Source organism: Micromonospora sp. SD19, from assembly GCF_054462275.1.
In genome coordinates, this window is record NZ_JBTLMN010000002.1 from 391,692 (window position 1) to 412,415 (window position 20,724).

A 20,724-nucleotide genomic window follows, 5' to 3' on the forward strand; every position below is an offset into this window, starting at 1 on the left:
CTACCTTTCCCCTACCTGGTCGACTGGTGCTCGCCGGATGTGAGTTCGACGATGTCCTCGCGCGGCCGCCCGTCGACGTGTTGGTGCATCTGCCAGATCAGCCGGCCGCCGTACTTTCCGTCTGCGGCGTTCTGGAGGAGGACGAAACAGGTCGGGTACTTGCCGAGCACCGCCTCCAGTACTGCTTCCTTGCCCTGCTGGCCGGCTTTGACGATTTCCCGATAGTGCGCCAGGTAGTTCTCTGCCACGAGCTCTGCGATTGATTCGTCGGGGTGGCGCTCCAAGCAGGCCATGTCGAAGTGCGAAAGCTGCACGATGCGGTGGTAGGCGACCTTGCCGAGCTTCCGGTTGAGTGATTCGAGGTAGCGCAGGCTGTGATCTTTCACGTGAACGTCGCCAGGTTGGACGCCGACTTCCACGAATGAGTTGACCGCGTAAATGCGGGAGTCGCCGTCCTCGTTCGCCGACTCGATGACCATCCGCGCGGCCGCGTAGAGGGCCCGCGCCTTCTCGTCGCGCTCCGGCGAGTGCTGGCCAGGATCCAGCGGATAGTACTGAGCGCCGACCGAGCCGCCCACCGTCCCATTTCGATGTTTGCACGCCGATCAAGGCGTCGAGAATGACAAAAATCTGACAGCTGGTTGCTCGCTGGGCTGCCTCAACCTGGCAGGTCACCGCCGGTGTCGAGGCCACTCGGTCGGGGTGCGACGGTCGGCGAGGCGAACTGACCCTGCTGCGGGCGGCGGCGCTGGGCCAGCAGTTCGTCGATCCACCGGACGGCGTCGCGCTGTCTGCTGAGCATGTGCTGGCGCGCGGTGGCCAGCTCCGGGTCGCCGCCGGCCACCGCCAGGTGGTCGTCCAGGATCGCCACCCACCGGCGGCTGAGTTCTTCGGCGTACCGCGCCTGCCGCAGGTGCTCTTCGAGGCGGCATTCGAGGGTGACCAGCCGATCGATCTGTGGCTGAACCGCTCGTCTGATGTGCTCGTCGAGCCGGACGGCGACGTCCGGCGCGCAGCTGACCTCAAGGTCGCCCCGCTGGTAGCGCCAGGGGCCCTGCGCGGCGAGCGTCTGTTGCAGTTGCATCTCCAGCTCCGCCGCACGGTGGGGGGCCAACTCCCGGGCGGCGTCGGCGGCGAGCCGGGTCAGGCGCTGGATCGCCTGCGGCATGAAGTAGTCGGCGTACCAGGTCAGCACCTCGGCGCGCAGGCTGACCGTCGACGACCAGGCGAACGTCGCGCGGATGTGGAAGGAGTACACGTAACCCTGGGCGGGCACCACGATCTGCCGGGGCGCGGTGCGCTGCTCGACGAGCGGGCCGGACGGCGTCGCGGGCGCGGCCAACCCGACCGGCTCCTCGTCCTGGAGGGCCGCCACCAGTCGATCCCAGTTTCGCGCCCACCACCGCCAACTGCGGACGCTCGTGTCGCGGGTGGCGGTGAGGCTGCGGATTGCCCAGTGCCGCCGCGGCTCCGCCGGTCTCGGCCTGCCGTCGGGGGCGTCGGACATACCACCCCTCCCTGGTCACGGATTCGCGTCCCACGCTAACAACGGGTAACCGATCTGGTCGCCGCCACGCCGACGTGACGCCGCGGCGAAGCGGTCACACCCATTCGGGCCCGGGGGTGCGACGGGGGCCGGGCCTCCGGAGGGGAGAGGGTCGTCCGGGGTTCACCGAGCATTGTGGCGACGTTGGGGCGGCAAGGGCTGTCGCCGTCGACCGGCAACGGTGAGACTGGTCCTGGTCCGACAATCACGCGGATCGATGGATTGGATGGTCTGGAGGCAGCCTGTGTCCACCCTCGTGTCCCCGCTGGCCACGCTCGGCGCGATCCGCCGGCGTACCACCAGCGTCGCCCTGCTCCTCGCCATGGTCGCCGCCGCGCTCGTCGGCCCGTCCGTGGTCACCCCCCGGTTGACCGACCCGGCGTCGGCGGCGGTCTACAGCTCCTGCACCATGAGCCGCTGCGCGGACGCCCGCACCGCCCGCTCGGGCTGGTCCGCCAAGGGGTTCCCGACCAGCCGTGGCTGGTACTCCTGGAGCGGCGGGAAGTCCAATTTCGCCGGTGGCCAGTTCTACAACTACGAGGGTCAACTGCCCACCAACGCCACCTACTACGAGTACGACGTCTACCCGCGGACCCAGGGCGCCGCCCGGGACGCGTACCGGATCGTGGTGAACCGCAGCACCGGGGTCACCTGGTTCTCGCCCAACCACTACACCGACTTCTACCGGCTCTGACCGGCCCGGGCGTCGGCCGGTCGTGTCTTCGCGGCCGGCCGACCACGCGGTTTCGGTGCCCGCCAGGACCAGGAGGCACGTGATGGCCGACCATGACGACAGGCGATGGCCGGACTGGTTGACGGTGTCCCGTGCCGGCGCGCAGGAGGTGCCGGACGCCGTGGTGCTGCGCGGTGCGGCCACCCGGACCCGGCCCGCGCTCTTCGCCGCGCTGGCCGACGCGCTGGCCCTGCCGACCCACCTCGGACACACCTGGGACGCCCTCGCCGACGCGCTCCGGGATCGGCTGGACGCCGGACCGCTTACCCTGGTAGTCAGCGACGCCGGTCAGTTGCTCGTCGACGAGCCGGCCGAGCAGTACGCCCTGCTGCTCACCGTGCTCGGCGACCTCGCCACCACCGCGCCCCACCCGCTGCGCGTCGTCCTCGGCGAGGTCTCGCCCTTCTGATCGCACCTCCCGCCGACTCTCCCGCCTCGCGGTGGGCCGGCTGTCATTCGCAGAGTCGACGGCGTCTCACCGTGGGTGACGGCGTCTGGAGGCGCATGGTCGGCTGAGCGATATGACCCAGAGGTATAAATATGACTCTGAGGTATGTCGCGCGTCAGCGACACCGCCCCGCGCCGCCGCCCGTGCTGGAGGGCAAACCTGGGCTAAGCGCTGGGGGCGCTCGCCGAGCGGCTCACCACGCAGGGCCGGTACGGCGAAGCGGTTCAGGTGGCGTTGACCGCCGTGCACCTGGCCGAACGGAACATCAACGAGGCGGTACGCCGGTTCGAGCTGTTCCGCGCCGACCTCGGCCGGAAGTTGGGCGTCGCCCCCGGACACCTCTCCTTTGTCCTTTGCTCTGCACCCACGGAGGCGACAGTCACCGTCCGTAGTGGGTGCGCCCATGGGTGCAGAGCAAAGGACGCGCATGAGGTGAGGTGAGCCGAGCGGGGCGCGATGAGGCCGGTCAGTGCGTCGCGGGCGGGATGCTCTGCTCGTACTGGAAGACGTTGTGCGGGTCGTACTTCGCCTTGATCTTGCGCAGCCGGGGGAAGTTGCGCCCCCAGTAGGCCTTCTCCCACTCGGCCATGCCGATGTTCGGCACGTTGACGTAGGCGCCGTCCACATAGGGGCGCAGCGCCTGGCTGAACTCGGCGATCCAGGTCTGCGCGATCGGGGTGACGGCGTCGTCGCTGTCGGGCTCGCCTCGGGTGCCCCAGCCGACGCCGGGCTCGGAGTAGAAGAGCGCGTCGCGGTGCGGGAAGGCCGCGCCGCCGAACGGCTCCTGCCGCTGCGCCCCGCGCCCGAAGGCCTGGGTGAAGAAGTTGCTGTCGGGCGAGGGCGCCTTCTCCATGAACGCCTGGACGATGCTGACCGCCTTCTCCGGGAACGGTTCCCGGGTGAACTGGGAGAAGAACTTCCACTTCGCCGGCTCGTCCTCGTTGGGGATCTGGAAGCCGGCGTAGACGTCGCCCCAGCCGCCGGTCTGCACGGTGACAGTGGGATTGCCGATCGACAGGATCGGCGCCAGCAGCTTCCTGGCCTCTGCCTCGGAGCCCTCCGCGAGCACCGCGAACAGCAGGATCTCATCCGGGTGGACCTCGACCTGGCTGCCGAGCCGGGGGTCGGTGAACGGTGCGAGGCGTTGCCAGGCGTCGAAGACCTCGTGCAGGTCTCCGAGACCGGGCCAGGTCACCTGCAGGTAGGCGACGCTGGTCAGCGGAGCGACCTGGTAGGTCAGCGAGGTGACGATCCCGAAGTTGCCGTTGCCCGCGCCGCGCAGCGCCCAGAGCAGGTCCGGGTAATTCCACGGGTCCACCTCGAGCACCTTCGCCCCGTCGGCGCCCGCCGCCACGACGATCTCCGCGCCGATCAGGTTGTCGCAGGCCATCCCGAGGTAGCGGGTGAGGAAGCCGAAGCCGCCGCCGAGGGTGGCCCCGGAGAGGCCCACGGTCCCCTCCGTGCCGGTCGTCGCGGCGAGGTCGTGCTCCCCGAGGGCGGTCACCGCCTCCGACTGGTTGAGCCCCGCGCCGAGCTTCGCCGTGCGGCTGGCGGTGTCGATGTGGACGTCCTTCAGCTCACTGACGTCGATCACGATGCCGTTGTCGACGTTCGACCAGCCTTCCAGGTTGTGCCGGCCACTGCGTACCCGCAGCGCGACGTCGTGCTGCCGCGCCCAGGTGAGCGCGTTGACCACGTCCTGGGTCTCCTGGGCGAAGACGATGACCAGCGGATAGTGCACGAACAGCTCGTCCCAGCCGAGGCTGGCCTGCGCGTAGTCGGGGCTCTGCGGGCGGACGATACGGCCGGTCAGCTGCGCCGGTGGGTACTTCGTGTCCGCGGGCCACCCGGGACCATCGGCCGCGTTCGCCGAGCTGCCAGCGATCACGCTCGGGATAGCGACCGCTCCGGCGCCGACGGCTGTGGCTCTGAGCAGATCCCGACGGGAAAGGTCGCGCATGATCCAAATCCTCTCGATTGGTGGCGCGCCCGAAAGATGAACCACGAGGGGATATACCGCTCATCTGGCGCAAACCAACCGTAATGCCCGAGGCTTCCCGGTAGACCTGAGAACTTGTCACGGAACCCGGTCGGGTGATCAGGGGACGGGTCAGTTCGGCGCGGGCTGGTCCAGGATGGCGCTGAACCGCTCCTCGGCCAGGTCGAGCTGGCCGAAGATGTGCCGCTTCACCGCCAGCGACAACGGGGTGTCGGGTCGGCCGATCAGGTCCCGGAAGAGCGGCACCAGCGGACGGTACTTCCGGGCCGACGAGATCACCTTCGGCCCCACCGTGTGGATCACGCCAACCCCGTTGTCGGTGAAGTCCGACACCTTGATCACCCGGGCCCAGGGCTCGCGCTCCAGGCTGACCGCCAGGTGCTCCCGGTACTGCGCGTTGCGGTCCCGCTCGGGGTCGTACACCGGATTGGTGACCGCAGCGACCAGGGTGGCCACCCGTGGCCCGAACCGCGCGGCGAGCGCGGCCAGCGCGGCCCCGGTCGGGTCGGCCCCCGGGTCACCGTCGGCCAGCTCCGCCGGATGATCCTCGACAGCGTCGTGCAGCAGGCCGGCGACGATCACGTCCACGTCCCGCACCTGGTAGTGGTGCATCAACCGGATCGCCACCCGCAGCAGGTGGTTGAGGTACGGCTCGCGGACGCGTCGATCGTCGCGGTGCAGGTCGGCGGCGAGGTCGAGCGCGGCGGTCAGCCGCGTCCGGGCAGCGTCGTCGAACTGCTGGACCTCCAACCGGAAACGTTCCAGCAGGCCCGGTTCGCCGTGGATCTCGGTGATCGCGTGCATCGGCATGCTGCCCAGGTGCGGCGGGAATTCCATGCGTCACTTATAGCCGATCTTCTCCGCATCGATGAGCCCCTAAGTCGCCGACCCGACCGCGAGTCGCCCGCGCGCCGAGCCGCTCAGATGGGCAGCCGGTCGGCGCCGGCGAGCGGGCCCACCAGGACGGGGACCAGCGGTGCGGGCAGAACGGGGTCGCGGCGCAGGGTGGGCGTCCAGCCCGCGTCCGCGGCCAGGTCGGGGTCATGGGTCGCGTTGTACGCCGCCAGCAGGTCGACCGGTCGCGCCACGCCACCGCCCTGGCGCACCCAGGAACCCCGCTCGGTCACCGCGGTGCCACCCCAGTCGTAGAGCAGGTCGGCCGGGTCGACCGGCGCGTCCAGTGTGAAGAAGTTGTTCTGCGCGTAGATCGCCGACTGGACACCCACGCCGAGCGCGTACTGAAAGTCGTCCCCACCGAGCCGGTAGTGGTTGTTGTAGACGTCGACCTGCCCGAAACGGACCCGGGGCAGCCGTTGCAGGACACCGTCGAAGAGGTTGTGGTGCAGGGTGACCCGCAGCCGGCCCACGTCCGGGCCCACGGTGTTGGACGATCCGATCAACAGCAGCTTGTCCCGACCGGAGAAGCGGTTCCAGGAGGCGGTGACCAGGCTGGCGGTGTGGGTGACGTCCAGCGACCCGTCATGCACCTGGTAGGGCCGACCGAAGTACACCGGCTGGGCGCTGTCCGGGTTGTCGCCGTCGGTGAAGGTGTTGTGGTCGACCCAGACGTTCTCGCTGCGGCGTACCGAGATCTGGTCGTACTGGCTGTTCCAGTTGCCGGCCTCGCCGTCGGTCGGTGACCAGGCCGGGAAGCAGTCCCGGGCGTCGACGAGGGTGAGGTTACGGACGATCACGTTCGACGCCCGGTCGATCATGAGGGTGAGCCCGGTCAGCCGGGCGCCGCGCAGCCCGACGATGGTGGTGTTCGGGCCGACGTTGATCTGGGTCTGCCGGGTCTGGTTGGCCACCGAACGCACCCGCGCCTCCTCCAGCGGCCCACTCGGCGCCACCCGACCCCACACCGCCGGGTCGTACGCGGCCAGGTAGGCGTCCAACCGGTACCCCGGGTCGGCCAGGTCGGCGCAGTCCAGGGCGGTGCCGTCCGGCCCTTCGAAGCCGTCGATGGTGCCGTCGACGTAGATCAGCTTCGGGGTGGCGTCGGCGGCGTTGCTGGCGTTGTCGCCACCCAACGCGGCGACGAGTTCGGCCCGGTTGTGGACCACCCGGCTCCGCTCGGGGGTGGCCGCCGAGCCGCCGGTGGTGCCCGGTCCGTCGGCCGCCCAGCCGTCCCGCGCGGGCAGCGCCTGCCGGCCGAGGTGCCGGGCCGTCCAGGAGAGCCGGTCGGCGGACGGAACGTCCGGGCTCGCCACGGCGGCGGCCGGGGCGGCACCGAGGAGGACGGCGATCACGGTGGCGCCGCCGAGGATTCTGCGCATCGGCTCTCTCCGTTCGTTGTGGTGGAGGTCTATCCCGCCAGCTCGGCGCGGTACGCGGCGGACGCCCACGGCACCGCCAACTCGCTCGGCAGCGCCCCCCGCTCAGCCGACTGGCGCAACACGTCGACGACGCCCCGCAGGTGGCGGACCCGCTGCCCGCCCTCGCCGAGGGTGGTCACGAGATCGCCGTCGAGCAGCCGGGGCTCCGGCGCCGGCCGCAGCGCGTCCAGCAGCGCGGTGAACGGCGCGGTACGGGCCAGCGGCGCGATCAGCGGCACGCCCACCGGATCGACCCGATGGGCGAGCAGGTTCTCCAGCAGCCCCAACCGCCCCGGCACCCGACGGGTCACCACGTCCCCGGGCAGGCGCAACTGGTCGGTCGGGTACTCCAGCACCGCCTGCCCGGTCGTCCCGGTCACCACCACCTCGCCCGCCACGAACTCCTCCGCGGCCAGGGTCACCGCCACCAGCACCGGTGGCCCGGCCCGGAACCGGACCCGCAGCACGGCGGTGTCCTCCACCTCGATCGGCCGGACCCGGTAGCGTTCCACCTCGATCGCGACCGGCCAGGGCGTCGCCCCGGCGAGCGCCTCGGCGATGGCCAGGCACTGCATCACCGCGTGCGCGAGCGGGTTGGCGAGCGCGCCGTCCAGCACCGGCCGGCCGTCCAGACTCCGACGACCGGCCCAGGGGGAGCGGGCGTAGTAGGCGTCCGGCCGTTGCCAGGCGGCGATGGTGGAGATGCCGGTGACAGTGCCCAACCGGCCGGCGGCCAGCGCGTCGGTCAACGCGGTGAGCGCCGCCGAGCCGAGCGCCTGGAAGCCGACCTGGGCCACCCGGCCGGCGGCGGTGAGCGCCCAGGCCAACTCCTCGTGCTCGGCCAGCGACAGCACCGGAGGCTTCTCCAGCAGCAGGTCCGCACCGGTGGCCAGGGCGTCGCGGGCGATCGTCAGGTGGGTGTGCGGCGGCGTGCAGATCACCACCACCTCCGGCCGGGTGGCGGCGAGCATCGCCCGGTGGTCGGTGAACACCGCCACCCCGGGCGGCACCGGGGCGGCCGGGTCGTCCTCCACCGGTCGTACGTCGACCAGGGCGACCAACCGCAGCCGACCGGCGTCGTGCAGGGGCGCGATCACCCGCCGGTGCCACCGACCGTGCCCGTTCGCCCCGATCACCGCCACCCGGGGCGGCGTCGCCCCGCTCACCGCCGGCCGGCCGGTGTCGACCCGGTCACCGGGCACCGGCCAGGGTGGCCTCGACGCCGTGCCGTTGCAACGCGGTCAGCCAGGCGATCACGTCGGCGCGCACGTCGTCGTCCTCGGCCACCTCCGCCGGGATGACCTCGCGCAACGCGAAGACCGCGTCGACAGCGCCGGCCGGGGTCTGCACCCCGTCGTCCAGCGCGGCCCGGATCGGCCCGGCCAGGGGGTCCTGCAACGGCAACGACCGGCCGTCGTCGGCGTACCCCTGCGCGAAGCGCAACCAGGACGCCACGACCAGCGCGCCCCAGCGCGCGGACCGTCCGGTCGCGCGCAGGTCCGCGATGGTGTGCAGGACGCGCTGCGGCAGCTTCTGCGAGCCGTCGATCGCCACCTGCAGGGTGCGGTGGTGGATCGCCGGGTTGCCGAACCGGGCCAGGGCCTGCTCGCCGTAGTCGACCACCCGGACCCCGTCCGGCGGGGTGAAGCTGGCCGCCACGTCCTCGGCGATCAGCCGGCGCAGCACGTCGCGCAGGTGCGGGATCTCCAGCGCGTCGGCGATCGTCTCCCGACCGGCCAACGCCCCGAGGTACGCGATGGCCGAGTGCACACCGTTGAGGGTGCGCAGCTTCAGCCGCTCCCACGGGCCGGCGTCGTCGGTGAGCACCGCCCCGGCGAACTCCCAACCGGGCCGCCCACCGGGGAAGTCGTCCTCGATCACCCACTGCGCGTACGGTTCGGCGGCCACCGCGGCCAGGTCGGTCACGCCGAGCGCCCGGCGGGCCGCCTCGATCGTGCCCGGGGTGCTGGCCGGCACGATCCGGTCCACCATGGTGCCCGGGCAGGTGACGTTGCCGGCCACCCACTCGACCAGCCCGGCCGGCACCCCGGCCGCCCGGCCGACCGCCTGGTCGAGCATGCCGCGCAGCCGTCGACCGTTGGCCGGCAGATTGTCGCAGCTCACCACTGCCACCGGCCCGGCGTCCGCGGCCGCCCGGGCGGCCAGCCCGCGCAGCAGCAGACCCGGAACCGTGCGCGGGGGGCCGCCGCCGGCCAGGTCCGCGGCGAGCGCCGAGTCCGGGGACAGCTGGCCGGTCACCGGATCGAGCTGGTACGCCTTCTCGGTGACGGTCAGGGTCACCACGCGTACCGCCGGGTCGGCGATCAGCGCCACCACCGCGTCCGGGTCGCTGGGCGCGTGCCGCACGCCGCTCAGCGCGCCCACCACCTGGGTGGTGCTGCCGGCGGCGGAGAGGGTGCTGACGCTGAACAGGTTGTCCTGCGCGGCGAGCGCCTCGACCAGCGCGGTGCTGCGGGGGGCGACGGCCACGATGCCCCAGTCGCCGCCGGCCGCGCCGACCGCCGCCTCGGTGAAGACGGCCTGGTGCGCCCGGTGGAACGCGCCGAGCCCCAGGTGCACGACACCGGTCGGCACGGTGCCCGGCCGGATCAGGGGTCGGGCCTCGGCGGGCAGTCGGCGCAGCGCACCCAGGCCGAGCCGGGAGGCGCCGACGGTCACCGCCATGCCGGACCGTCCGGGAAGCGGAACTCGGCGATCGACGTGGGCTTCATGGTGGCGCTGTAACCGGGCCGCTCGGGCAGCAGGTAGCGCCCGTCGCGGGTCCGCACCGGGTCGACGAAGTGTTCGTGCAGGTGGTCGACGTACTCGATCATCCGGCCGTCCAGCCCCGTGCCCACCCGCAGGTAGTCGAAGATCGCCAGGTGCTGGACGTACTCGCAGAGGCCCACCCCGCCGGCGTGCGGGCAGACCGGAACGCCGAACTTCGCCGCCAGGAGCAGCTCGGCCAGGACCTCGTTGACGCCACCGACCCGGCAGGCGTCGACCTGCATCACGCCGATCGCCTCGGCCTGGAGCAACTGCTTGAAGATCACCCGGTTGGCGGCCACCTCACCGGTGGCGACCCGGCAGCGTCCGCCGGTCAGCTCGTGCACCGCGCGGGCGATCCGGGCGTGCCCGAGGATGTCGTCGGCGTGGGTGGGCTCCTCGATCCAGTACGGGTCGACCTCGGCCAGCGCCGCCATCGCGGTGATCGCCTCGTCGACGTCCCAGACCTGGTTGGCGTCCATCATCAACAGCGCGTCCGGGCCGATCTCCTCCCGGATGATCCCGGCCCGCCGCAGGTCGTCGGCGAGCGGGCCGCCCACCTTCATCTTCATCGCCCGCCAGCCGTCGGCGTACGCCTGCCGGGTCAGCGCCCGCACCTTGTGGTCGGGGTAGCCGAGCCACCCGACCGAGGTGGTGTACGAAGGGAAACCACTCTGCTCAAGGGTGGCCAACCGGTCGGTCAGCCCGTCGCGTCCCTTGTCCAGGATGGCGGCCGCGTCGTCGGGGGTGAGCGCGTCGCTGATGTGCTTGAAGTCGACGCTGGCCACGAGCTCGTCGGTGGGCAGCTCGGCGAGGAAACGCCACATCGGCTTGCCGGCCAGCGTGGCCCGCAGGTCCCACACCGCGTTGACCAGCGCACCGGTCGCCATGTGGATGACGCCCTTCTCCGGGCCCAGCCAGCGCAGCTGCACGTCGGCGCTGAGCGAGCGCCAGAACGCCACCGGCTCGGCGGTGATCTCCTCGATGGTGCGCCCCCGCACGTGGTGGGCCAGGGCCCGCACCGCCGCGCAGGTGATCTCGTTGCCCCGGCCGTTGGTGAAGGTGAACCCGGCACCGGTCGGGCCGGCGTCGGTGCCCAGCTCGACGTACGTCGCCGAGTAGTCACCCCGGTTGATCGCGTCGGAGCCGTCGCCCCGGGCGGCGGTCGGGAACCGCACGTCGTGCACCTCGACGGAGGTGATGGTGGTGGTCACTGGTCAACGCCTCCAAAGTTGAAGACCCGCCTGGGCAGCCGGTACGCCAGGTCGACGATGGTCTCGGCGGCCTCGTCCATCGGCAGCCGGTGCTCGGCGACGAGGCGGGCCAGGAAGCCGGCGTCGACCCGACGGGCCACGTCGTGGCGGACCGGGATGGAGCAGAACGCCCGGGTGTCGTCGACGAAGCCGGCGGTGTTGTAGAACCCGGCGGTCTCGGTGACCGTCTCCCGGAACCGGCGCAGCACCTCGGGGGAGTCCAGGAACCACCAGGGCGCGCCGAGCAGCAGCGCGGCGTACCCGCCCGCGAGGGGCGCCAGCTCGCGGGTGAAGGTGTCCTCGTCGAGGGTGTAGAGGACCACCCGCAGCCGAGGGTCGTTGCCGTAGCGCTGCAGCAGCGGGGCGAGCGCGTGCACGTACTCGGTGGCCTGCGGGATGTCGCCGCCGACGTCACGCCCGTGCCGGGCGTGCAACCACCGGTTGTGGTTGCGCACCGCGCCGGGGTGCAGCTGCATGACCAGGCCGTCGTCGAGTGACATCCGGGCGAACTCCACGAGCATGTGCGCCCGGAACGCCTCCGCGTCGGCGGCATCGGCCTTGCCGCGCCGACCCCGGTCGTAGAGCCGCTCGGCCTCGGCCGGGGTGAGGTCCAGGGTGCGCGCGGTGGGGTGGCCGTGGTCCGAGGAGGTCGCGCCGGCGGCGATGAACGCGGCGCGCCGGGCCCGCAGCGCGGCCAGGTAGCCGGCGTACGTGCCGGTGTCCTCGCCGGCCCGGTCGCCGAGCCGGTCCACGTTCGTCGACCAGCCCTCGAACTCCATGTCCACCACGTCGTCGGGGCGGAACGTGGTGACCACCCGGCCGCCCGGCCCGCCCCACCCGTCGGCGGCGAGCTTGGCGTGCGCGGCGAGGTCGTCCAGCGGCGACTCGGTGGTGGCCAGGACCTCGATGCCGAACCGCTCGAACAGCGCCCGGGGCCGGAAGTCCGGCTCGGCGAGCCGGGCCGCGATCTCGTCGTAGACGGCGTCGGCGGTGGCCGGGCCGAACACGGTGTGCACCCCGAACACGGTGCGGAAGGTCTGCTCCAGCCAGAGTCGCGACGGGGTGCCCCGGAACAGGTGCCAGTGCGCGGCGAAGCGTCGCCAGATGACCCGGCCGTCGGCCTCCACCGGGCTGCCGTCGCGGGTGGGCACCCCCAGCTCCGCCGGGGGTACGCCCTGACTGAGCAGCATCCGGGTCAGGTAGTGGTCGGGCACGATGAGCAGTCGCGCCGGGTCCGGGAAGGGGCGGTCCTCGGCCAGCAGGGCCGGGTCGACGTGCCCGTGCGGCGAGATGATGGGTTGTTCCGCCGCCAGGGCGTACAGCTCCCGGGCCAGCGCCCGTTGGCCCGGCTCGGGCGGCAGGAGCAGATCGGTGTGGTCGAACGTGGGCACGGGGTGCGGCTCCTCGTCTGCGGTGTCAGCGGGGGGTGAGCAGGTCGGCGACCCGGACGGGTTGACCGGTCTCGAAGGACCGGTTCGCGGCCAGCCCGGTCAGCAGGGCCAACGCGCCGTCGTCGGCGGTCGCGGCGCGGCCCAGCGGGTCGGGTTGACCGCCGAGGAGCACCCCGGTCATCCGGGCGTCCGCGCCACCGTGCCCGTGCCGACTGCGGCCCTCCACCGGGATCTGCCGGGGCGGGGCCCAGAACGGGCGCACCGTCAGCGTCGCACCCCCGCCCTCGGGCGGCGCCTCGGCACCGTGCAGGGCCGCGCCCTTGACCGCGCCGGCGGTGCCCCGGTCGACGAAGTCGTTCTCGGCCACGTCCAGCTCCAGCCGGCCCCGGCTGCCGTTGACCATCACCCGGTAGCCCTCCCAGGGCGCGTACGCGGTGAGGTGGTAGGTCATGGTGGCGCCGGTGGAGTAGCGGGCCAGCACCGCCATGTCGTCCTCGATGCTCACCCCGGGCGCGAAGACGTTGCGGTCGCGCTGGTAGCCGTCCTCGGCCTCGGCGTCGAGGTACAGCTCGCGCAGCCGGGGGTGCGCGTCCAGGCGCAGCGCGAACGGGTCGTCGGCGGCGGCGGGGGAGCCGTGCGCCCGGTCGTAGTCGCGGGCGTAGCCGTGCCGGCGGCCCTCCTCGCCGTAGAAGAAGAGCCGGCCGGCCGCGTACACCTCGACGGGGGTGGCGGCCAGCCACCAGTTGACCAGGTCGAAGTGGTGGCTGGCCTTGTGCACCATCAGCCCACCGGAGGTGGCCTTGTCGCGGTGCCAGCGGCGGAAGTAGTCGGCACCGTGGCGGACGTCCAGCAGCCACTCGAAGTGCACCGAGCCGATCTCGCCGACCGCGCCCTCGGCGAGCAGCCGGCGGACCTGTTCGTGCAGCGGGTTGTAGCGGTAGTTGAACGCGACGGTCACCCGGCCGCCGGTCTCGCTCACCGTGTCCAGGATGCGCCGGCAGCGTGCCGCGTCCACTGTCATCGGCTTCTCGGTGACGACGTCCCGGCCGGCGCGCAGCGCGGCCACCACGTACTCGTCGTGGGTGACGTCCACGCTGGTGACCAGAACGACGTCGACGCGCTCCTTGTCCAGCATCGCCGCGAAGTCGGCGGCCGGGTACGTGGGCACCGGGCGGTGGCCCAGCTCGGTCAGCCAGCGGTTGTGCGCGTCCATCCGGGCCTGGTTGGTGTCGGCGAAGGCGACCAGCTCGGTGGTGTCGGCGTGGTCGAGCACCAGCGCCCGGACGAACATCTCCGCCCGCGCGCCGGTGCCCACCACGGCGTACCGGACCCGTCCGGCGGCTCTCGGTGACATGCGGTGCGCCTCCCGTGGTGCTGCAAAGGTTTGCAATGAAGTAATCACGATCGATCCGTTGGCGTCAACGACGGCGACGGGATCGGCGTTATATGTCAGGTTTTGTGCGGCGGCAGCTCACCAAGGGGAGCGTGGGTGCAACAAAGCCGTAATCATTGACCGTTGACACTGGCGCAACCGTTTGCATTAATGGGCCACACCCGTGACCGCCACCACATCGGACGAAGGGGCCGCCGTGCCAGTCACCATCCGGGACGTCGCCCGGGCGTCGGGTGTGCACATCTCCACCGTGTCCCGCACCTTCTCGGCGCCACACCTGGTCAACCCGGAGACGCGGGTCCGGGTGCTGGCGTGCGCGGAGGATCTGGGCTACCGGCCGAACCGGGCCGCCCGAGCACTGATCACCGGGCGGACGCACAACATCGGGCTGATCATCGCGGACATCGCGAACCCGTTCTTCCCACCGCTGATCAAGGCGGCGGAGAGTCAGGCCCGGCACCGCGACTACCACGTCTTCGTGGCCGACACCAACGAGGACCCGACCGCCGAGGAAGAGCTGGTCCACGCGCTGGCCAAGCAGGTCGACGGGGTGCTGCTGTGCAGCCCCCGGATGAGCAACAGCCTGATCGAACAGCTCAGCCGCGAGGTGCCACTGGTCGTGGTGAACCGCCAGGTGACCGGCCTGCCCTGCGTGCTGATGGACGTCGGTCAGGGTGCCCGCTCGGCGATCGAGCACCTGGTCGGCCTGGGGCACCGCAGCATCGCGCTGCTCGGTGGCCCGCGCAGCTCATGGACCAACCGGGAGATGCGCCGTGCCGCCAGCGCGGCCGCCCGAGCCGGTGGCGCCGAGCTGACCGTGCTCGGCCCCAACGCGCCCACCGAGGTCGGCGGCTCGGCCATCGCCGAGCAGGTGCGACGCAGCGGCGTGTCGGCGGTGCTCGCCTACAACGACCTGATGGCGATCGGCCTGATCGAAGGGCTGGACGCGCTCGGGGTCCGGGTGCCGCAGGAGGTGAGCGTCGTCGGGGTCGACGACATCACCCTGAGCCGGCTCACCCGACCCAAGCTGACGACGGTGGCCACACCCACCGGGGCCGCCGGCCGGACGGCCGTCGACATGCTGCTGCAACAGGACATCGAATCACCGCGCGGTGCGCGGGGGTCCGGTGCCGGCACGGCGCTCGGCGTCCGTCGTACCACCGCACAGGTAATGCTCCAGACCGACCTGGTCATCCGCGACTCGACCGGCCCGGGCCCGTACGCCCGGCCGGCACGTCCCCTGGCCGCGCCGCGTGGCCCGGACCCGCATTGCCCTGCGGGCCCGGGCACCCCGACCACGGCCACCGGTGACGCCGTCGCCTCCTAATGCCGAGGAGTGAGCGCACATGCACCCCGCAACGCCCCCCACCACTGGCGCGCCCGTCGGGCGCGCCCACCGTACCCCGCTGCCCCGGCGGCGACTCCTGCGTGGCCTGCTCGCCGTGACGGTCGCCGCACCGCTGATGTTCGGCGCCGCCGCCTGCGGAGACGACGGCGGCGCCGCCGACCCGAACGCGCCGGTCAAGCTGTCCATCTTCTGGTGGGGCGGCGACGCCCGGGCCAAGCTGACCGAGGACGCGCTGGCCCTCTACACCCAGAAGCACCCCAACGTGACCTTCGAGAAGACCTGGCAGGCCAACCAGGGCTACTTCGACAAGCTGGCCACGCTCACCGCCGGTGGCAACCCACCGGACCTGTTCCAGATCGACGACAACTACCTCGCCGAGTACGCGGCCCGCAACACCACGCTCGACCTGACCCCGTACCAGGAGTCCGGCAAGCTGGACACCTCCAAGTTCCCCGAAAGCCTCTGGCAGTACGGCGTGGTCGACGGCAAGCTCGCCGGCCTGGCCGCCGGGGAGAACACCCAGGGACTGGTCTACAACAAGACGCTGCTGACCAAGCACAACCTGCCCGAGCCGACCACCGGGATGAGCTGGGAGCAGCACATCGCCTGGGCCGAGCAGGTCACCGCCAAGACGAAGGTGCCCGGCACCCAGGACCCGAGCGCCGACTACAAGGCGTTCTGGGTCTGGCTGCGCCAGCAGGGCAAGGACCTCTACAAGGGCAAAGAGCTGGGCTTCACCGCCGAGGACGTGACCAAGTGGTTCGACCTGTGGAAGGGCGCCCGGGACCGCAAGGCCACCCCGACCGCCGACGTCATCCACGAGGGCAACGCCAGCGACGTCACCAAGCAGTTGGTGGTCACCGGCAAGGCGGCGACCTCCTGGGTCTGGGCCAACCAGATGCCGGATTTGAAGAAGAACACCAAGGACGAGCTGGGCGTGATCGCCTACCCCGGTGACCCCAGCGCCCAGTGGGCCCGGGCGTCGATGTACTGGTCGGTGTTCAAGGGCAGCAAGAACAAGGACGTCGCGATCGATGTGATCAACTTCCTGAACAACGACGTGGCGGCGGTCAAGCTGCTCGGCACCGACCGTGGCCTGCCGTCGAACCTGGACCTGCGCCGGGTGGTCAGCGACGACACCACCGATCCGGCCATGAAGCAGTCGATCGCCGTCGAGGCGGAGCTGACCCAGAAGTTCGGCAAGTCGCCGCAGGTGCCGATCAAGGGGCACAGCAAGGTGAAGTCCGAGTTGATCAAGGCCGCCGAGAACGCGCAGTACGGCCGGGCCACCCCCGCCGAAGCCGCCGCCCAGTTCGTCGAGGCGTGCAAGTCCGCCATCGCCTGACCGCCCCCGAGGCGAGGAGAGGAGCCGTTCGTGGCGTTGACCACGGCGCCCGACCCGACCCGACGCGGCCCCGGATCCGCCCGGGCCCACCCGCAGAGGCGTGGGCCCGGGCGATTCCGGCACAGCGAAGGTCTGGCGGGGTACGTCTTCCTGTCGCCGTGGCTCATCGGTCTGATGGGTGTCACGGCGATCCCCATGCTGCTGTCGCTCTACCTGAGCTTCACCAACTACGACATCCTCACCCCCTTCTCCGAGGTGGAGTGGGTGGGGCTGGCCAACTACGAGCGGATGTTCACCGCCGACCCGTCGTACTGGCACGCGGTGCGGGTGACGCTGACCTTCGCGCTGATCGCCGTACCGCTGAAGCTGGCCGCGGCGCTCGGCGTGGCGCTGCTGCTCAACCGCGCCTGGCGCGGCGTCGGGCTGTTCCGGGGGTTGTTCTACCTGCCGTCCCTGCTCGGCGGCAGCGTGGCGCTGGCCATCGTCTGGGTCAACATGTTCAACCGCGACGGCGCGTTCAACTCGCTGTTGAGCCTCTTCGGCATCACGGGCAAGCCGTGGGTCAACGACCCCGACTGGGCCCTCGAAACGCTGATGGTGCTGGCCATCTGGCAGTTCGGCGCACCGATGGTGATCTTCCTTGCCGGGCTCAAGCAGGTGCCCACCGAGCTGTACGAGGCCGCCTCGGTCGACGGGGCCGGCCGGCTCCGCCAGTTCCGCGACGTCACCCTGCCGATGCTCTCCCCGGTCATCTTCTTCAACCTGGTGCTGGAGACCATCAACGGCTTCCAGGGCTTCACCGCCGCGTTCGTGCTCAGCAACGGCACCGGCGGCCCGGTCGACTCCACCCTGATGTACACGCTGAACCTGTACATCACCGGCTTCACCGACCTCAACATGGGCTACGCCTCGGCGATGGCCTGGGTCTTCCTGATCGCCATCGCGGTCATCACCGCGGTCTTCTTCAGCACCGGACGGTTCTGGGTGCACTACTCCGACGGGGAGGACCGGTGATGGTGGCGGTGACCCCGACGACCGCAGCAGCGCCGAACGCCCGCCGACGAGCCGGCGGACGCCCCGTGCTGCGACTGCTGATCCTGCTGGCGATCGTCGCCGTGGTGCTCTACCCGCTGATCTGGATGGTGGGCACCTCGCTGAAGTCCCAGGAGGAGATCGTCAACAACGTCGGGCTGCTGCCCGAGCGGTTCAGCCCGGGCAACTACACCGCCGGCTGGTCCAACTTCGACGTCAGCTTCGGCCGGTTCTTCCTCAACAGCGCGATGGTCAGCCTGCTCACCGTCGTCGGCAACGGGCTGTCCTGCCTGCTGGCCGCGTACGCCTTCGCCCGGCTGCGGTTCCGGCTGCGCGGCATGTGGTTCGCCGTCATGATCGGCACGCTGCTGCTGCCCCAGCACGTGCTGATCGTGCCGCAGTACATCCTGTTCCGCACCCTCGGGCTGGTCGGCGGCGACTGGCCGTACCTGCCGCTGCTCATCCCGCAGTTCCTGGCCACCGAGGCGTTCTTCGTCTTCCTCATGGTGCAGTTCATGCGTGGCGTGCCCCGGGAACTGGACGAGGCGGCCCGCATCGACGGTGCCGGGCCGTTCGGCATCTTCCGGCACATCATCCTGCCGCTGAGCCGCCCCGCGTTGGTCACCACGGCGATCTTCTCGTTCATCTGGACCTGGAACGACTTCTTCCGCCAGTTGGTCTTCCTGTCCCAACTGGAGGACTACACGGTCCCGGTCGCGTTGACCCTGTTCATCGACTCGACAAGCCAGAGCGCTGTCGGTCCGATGTTCGCCATGTCGGTGCTGTCGCTGCTGCCGGTCTTCCTGTTCTTCGTCGCGTTCCAACGGATGCTCGTCGAGGGGATCAACACCAGTGGCATCAAGGGCTGAACCGACATCGCGGGCCGAACCCGCCGAACCCGACGACACCGCCGGGCGGCGGGACTGGCGCGACGTCGCCCGCGACGCCGCCGATCTCGCGCTGCTGGGCATCCTGCTCACCCTCGCGGCGGCACCAGTGCTCACCGCCGCATCGGCGGCGGGCACGGCCAGCGCGGCGGTGCACGACTGGACGCGGACCGGCAGTTGGCCGTCGGCGCGTACGACGGTGCGCCGGTTCGGCCGCGCGGTACTACCCGGTGTGCCGGTCAGCCTGCTCGGGCTCGGCGGCGCCGCGCTGCTCGCCGCCGACCTGGCGGCACTGGCCACCGGCCGGGTGCCGGGCGGCGCGGCGGCGCTGCTGGTGACCGCGCTGATCGCGGCCGGCCTGGCCGGGTACGCCGGGCTGGTCGTCGTCGAGGTGGGCGGCAACGGGGGCGGGCGGTGGCGGGCCTCGGCCCGCCGCGCCGCCCGCGCCTGCCTCGACGCGCCCACCCGCTGGGCCGCGCTCACCGGGGTCGTCGCGCTGGCCGGGCTGCTCGCCGTCCTGGTCACCCCGGTCGCGGTGCCGATCCTCGCCGGCTACACGGTGGCCGCCCTGCACGCCGTCGCCGCCCGCCGACCGGTCCCGGCCGTCGGTCAGCCGAGCCCCGCCGAGCCGGTGCCGGTCGCCGGCGTCGGGCGTGGGGGACTGCGATGACCGGGGTGGGGGAGTCGGTGCGGCTGACCGTCGGAGCCACCGAGGTGGCCGAGTACGTGCTCGACCCGGCGCTGAACCCCCGGCACGGGCCCCGACCGTACCTGCACCCGGTGCGTACCCTCGGCGGAACGGTGGTCACCGACGCGCTCCCCGACGACCACGTGTGGCACCTCGGCGCGTCCCTCGCGGTGCAGGACGTCAACGGCAGCAACCTCTGGGGCGGGCGCACCTACGTCCGCGACGTCGGCTACACCTGGCGGGACGACCACGGCGTCATCGCGCACACCGGCGAGGTGGAGCACTCCCCGGGCCGGTACGCGCACGACCTCCAGTGGCGCGACCGGGCCGGCGCGGTGCTGCTGACCGAACGGAGGTGGCTCACCGCGTCGGTGGTCGCGCCGCACGCCTGGCGGCTCGATGTGGAGTCCGTCCTCGTCGCCCCGGACGACCGGGCGGTGCGCCTGGGCAGCCCGGCCACCAACGGTCGCCCCGGCGGGGCCGGCTACGGCGGGTTCTTCTGGCGGGCCGTCGCCGACGGTGAACCAGCGGTGTTCACCGCCGACGCGGCCGGGGAGCAGGCGGTCAACGGCAGTGCGGCGCCGTGGCTGGCGCTGACCGGGTCCGGGCCGGGCGACGGGGCGTACACACTGGTCTTCGCGGGCCTCGGCCACGGCGACAGGTGGTTCGTGCGGACCGCGATGTATCCGGGGGTCTGCGTGGCGTTCGCGTTCGACCGCCCGGCGGTGGTGCCGGCCGGCGGGAGCCGGCACGGCCGGTACCAGGTGTGGGTGGCCGACGGAACCCTCGACCGCGACGGGGTGGCGGCCCTGGTCCGCTCACATTGATCGGGTGGGGAGGGCGGCGGTGACCCGGACGGCCTTGACGATCGCGGGGATGGAGCCGATCAGCAGCACCAGCCCCCAGATGATCGCGACGATGGCGAAGACCAGCGCCGCCACGTCGTCGACGATGCTGACCAGGATCACCGGCACCAGGCTGTGCAGGAACTCCAACACGACAGTGCACAGCACTGTGGTGAGGATCAGCAGGACGAGGCCCTTGTTCTGCAGGAAGCGCGGCTGGGCCAGCACCAGCATCCCGGCCCACACCAGCTTCAGCAGCAGCACCAGCCCGAGCAGCACCGCCGCCTCGCCGACCGGGAAGAACCCCCACAGCGCCAGGTACGCCAGGGTGCCGAAGGGGACGGCCAGGAAGAGCGACACCATGATGGACAGCTCCACAAACGCGATCACCAGCGCGACCAGCCCGACGATGATCAGGATGATCGAGAAGATCAGGCTGGCGACGCCCTGCACCCGACCCTGGACCCGTTCGGGCAGCAGCAGGCCCAGGCAGAACAGCCCGGTGCTCCAGACCGCCACCGCGTCGATCAGCGCGAGGTAACCGGTGCCCCGCCCGGACGGCTCGCTGACCCCGGACACGTCGTCGATCTCCACGTCCAGCGCCCCGGCGCTGTCCGCGAGGGCCGCACCGGCGTCGGCACCGCCGAGCAGCAGCCCCGCCCCCACCTCCACCCCGATCGCCAGGACGATGGCGAGCATGGCCATCAGCAGGAACGGCTTGCGCAGGTCACCCAC

General features: G+C 71.6%; 19 protein-coding genes. 8 read left to right on the plus strand and 11 right to left on the minus strand.

Annotated elements, in window-relative coordinates; translation table 11 throughout:
• Positions 1 to 11 precede the first annotated feature (11 nt).
• Both ACX27O_RS08965 and ACX27O_RS08970 read right to left on the minus strand, forming a co-directional pair.
• Positions 12 to 578, minus strand: coding sequence for a hypothetical protein (locus ACX27O_RS08965; protein WP_210857915.1), 567 nt, complete (start codon positions 576 to 578; stop codon positions 12 to 14).
• 80 nt (positions 579 to 658) lie between these two features.
• Positions 659 to 1,507: a hypothetical protein gene (locus tag ACX27O_RS08970; protein WP_210857916.1), complete on the minus strand. Its 849-nt coding sequence runs from the start codon at positions 1,505 to 1,507 to the stop codon at positions 659 to 661.
• A 283-nt stretch (positions 1,508 to 1,790) separates the two neighbouring features.
• On the opposite strand from ACX27O_RS08970, the gene ACX27O_RS08975 reads away from it, so the two are divergent.
• Together ACX27O_RS08975 and ACX27O_RS08980 are read left to right on the plus strand one after the other, a co-directional pair.
• A complete protein-coding gene (locus ACX27O_RS08975; RefSeq protein WP_156057207.1) occupies positions 1,791 to 2,240 on the plus strand; it encodes a ribonuclease domain-containing protein in 450 nt (149 codons plus the stop codon).
• An 82-nt stretch (positions 2,241 to 2,322) separates the two neighbouring features.
• A complete protein-coding gene (locus tag ACX27O_RS08980; protein WP_051708073.1) occupies positions 2,323 to 2,688 on the plus strand; it encodes a barstar family protein in 366 nt (121 codons plus the stop codon).
• A gap of 505 nt (positions 2,689 to 3,193) precedes the next feature.
• Here ACX27O_RS08980 and ACX27O_RS08985 read toward each other — a convergent pair.
• The 8 genes from ACX27O_RS08985 to ACX27O_RS09020 all read right to left on the minus strand — a co-directional run bounded on the left by ACX27O_RS08985 (position 3,194) and on the right by ACX27O_RS09020 (position 13,805).
• Positions 3,194 to 4,687, minus strand: a complete 1,494-nt coding sequence (locus ACX27O_RS08985) for an FAD-binding oxidoreductase (protein ID WP_458939238.1) — start codon at positions 4,685 to 4,687, stop codon at positions 3,194 to 3,196.
• Positions 4,688 to 4,837: 150 nt separating this feature from the next.
• The gene (locus tag ACX27O_RS08990; RefSeq protein ID WP_030327477.1) at positions 4,838 to 5,563 is read right to left on the minus strand and encodes an HD domain-containing protein; all 726 of its coding nucleotides are present in this window, start codon (positions 5,561 to 5,563) and stop codon (positions 4,838 to 4,840) included.
• A gap of 83 nt (positions 5,564 to 5,646) precedes the next feature.
• A complete protein-coding gene (locus ACX27O_RS08995; protein ID WP_358136507.1) occupies positions 5,647 to 7,002 on the minus strand; it encodes a pectate lyase family protein in 1,356 nt (451 codons plus the stop codon).
• Positions 7,003 to 7,031: 29 nt separating this feature from the next.
• Positions 7,032 to 8,243: a Gfo/Idh/MocA family protein gene (locus ACX27O_RS09000; RefSeq protein WP_458939239.1), complete on the minus strand. Its 1,212-nt coding sequence runs from the start codon at positions 8,241 to 8,243 to the stop codon at positions 7,032 to 7,034.
• Positions 8,233 to 9,726: a mannitol dehydrogenase family protein gene (locus ACX27O_RS09005; protein WP_458939240.1), complete on the minus strand. Its 1,494-nt coding sequence runs from the start codon at positions 9,724 to 9,726 to the stop codon at positions 8,233 to 8,235. Before ACX27O_RS09005 ends, ACX27O_RS09000 begins: the two co-directional genes overlap by 11 nt.
• Complete coding sequence (locus tag ACX27O_RS09010; protein WP_458939241.1) at positions 9,717 to 11,021, minus strand: enolase C-terminal domain-like protein; 1,305 nt, start codon at positions 11,019 to 11,021, stop codon at positions 9,717 to 9,719. Before ACX27O_RS09010 ends, ACX27O_RS09005 begins: the two co-directional genes overlap by 10 nt.
• Positions 11,018 to 12,451 (minus strand): glucuronate isomerase, encoded by a 1,434-nt coding sequence (gene uxaC, locus ACX27O_RS09015; protein ID WP_458939242.1) that lies wholly within the window; start codon positions 12,449 to 12,451, stop codon positions 11,018 to 11,020. The genes ACX27O_RS09010 and uxaC overlap by 4 nt, the downstream gene beginning before the upstream one ends.
• Positions 12,452 to 12,476: 25 nt before the next feature.
• Positions 12,477 to 13,805 carry a Gfo/Idh/MocA family protein gene (locus ACX27O_RS09020; RefSeq protein WP_030327485.1) on the minus strand — a complete coding sequence of 443 codons (1,329 nt, stop codon included), beginning with the start codon at positions 13,803 to 13,805 and terminating at the stop codon, positions 12,477 to 12,479.
• A 235-nt stretch (positions 13,806 to 14,040) separates the two neighbouring features.
• On the opposite strand from ACX27O_RS09020, the gene ACX27O_RS09025 reads away from it, so the two are divergent.
• From ACX27O_RS09025 to ACX27O_RS09050, 6 genes are read left to right on the plus strand one after another with little or no spacing between them, the layout of a single operon-like run.
• Positions 14,041 to 15,171 (plus strand): LacI family DNA-binding transcriptional regulator, encoded by a 1,131-nt coding sequence (locus ACX27O_RS09025; protein WP_036410513.1) that lies wholly within the window; start codon positions 14,041 to 14,043, stop codon positions 15,169 to 15,171.
• A gap of 19 nt (positions 15,172 to 15,190) precedes the next feature.
• On the plus strand, positions 15,191 to 16,537 hold the full coding sequence (locus ACX27O_RS09030) for an ABC transporter substrate-binding protein (protein WP_458939243.1): 1,347 nt from the start codon (positions 15,191 to 15,193) through the stop codon (positions 16,535 to 16,537).
• A gap of 30 nt (positions 16,538 to 16,567) precedes the next feature.
• Positions 16,568 to 17,551, plus strand: a complete 984-nt coding sequence (locus ACX27O_RS09035) for a carbohydrate ABC transporter permease (protein WP_030327490.1) — start codon at positions 16,568 to 16,570, stop codon at positions 17,549 to 17,551.
• A complete protein-coding gene (locus ACX27O_RS09040) occupies positions 17,551 to 18,438 on the plus strand; it encodes a carbohydrate ABC transporter permease (RefSeq protein WP_210866132.1) in 888 nt (295 codons plus the stop codon). The genes ACX27O_RS09035 and ACX27O_RS09040 overlap by 1 nt, the downstream gene beginning before the upstream one ends.
• Positions 18,422 to 19,126, plus strand: a complete 705-nt coding sequence (locus ACX27O_RS09045; RefSeq protein ID WP_357634940.1) for a hypothetical protein — start codon at positions 18,422 to 18,424, stop codon at positions 19,124 to 19,126. The genes ACX27O_RS09040 and ACX27O_RS09045 overlap by 17 nt, the downstream gene beginning before the upstream one ends.
• A complete protein-coding gene (locus ACX27O_RS09050) occupies positions 19,123 to 19,971 on the plus strand; it encodes a DUF6807 domain-containing protein (RefSeq protein WP_458939244.1) in 849 nt (282 codons plus the stop codon). Before ACX27O_RS09045 ends, ACX27O_RS09050 begins: the two co-directional genes overlap by 4 nt.
• On the opposite strand, the gene ACX27O_RS09055 is transcribed toward ACX27O_RS09050, so the two are convergent.
• On the minus strand, positions 19,963 to 20,724 hold the full coding sequence (locus ACX27O_RS09055; RefSeq protein ID WP_030327496.1) for a hypothetical protein: 762 nt from the start codon (positions 20,722 to 20,724) through the stop codon (positions 19,963 to 19,965). The two genes, ACX27O_RS09050 and ACX27O_RS09055, sit on opposite strands and share 9 nt — an antisense overlap.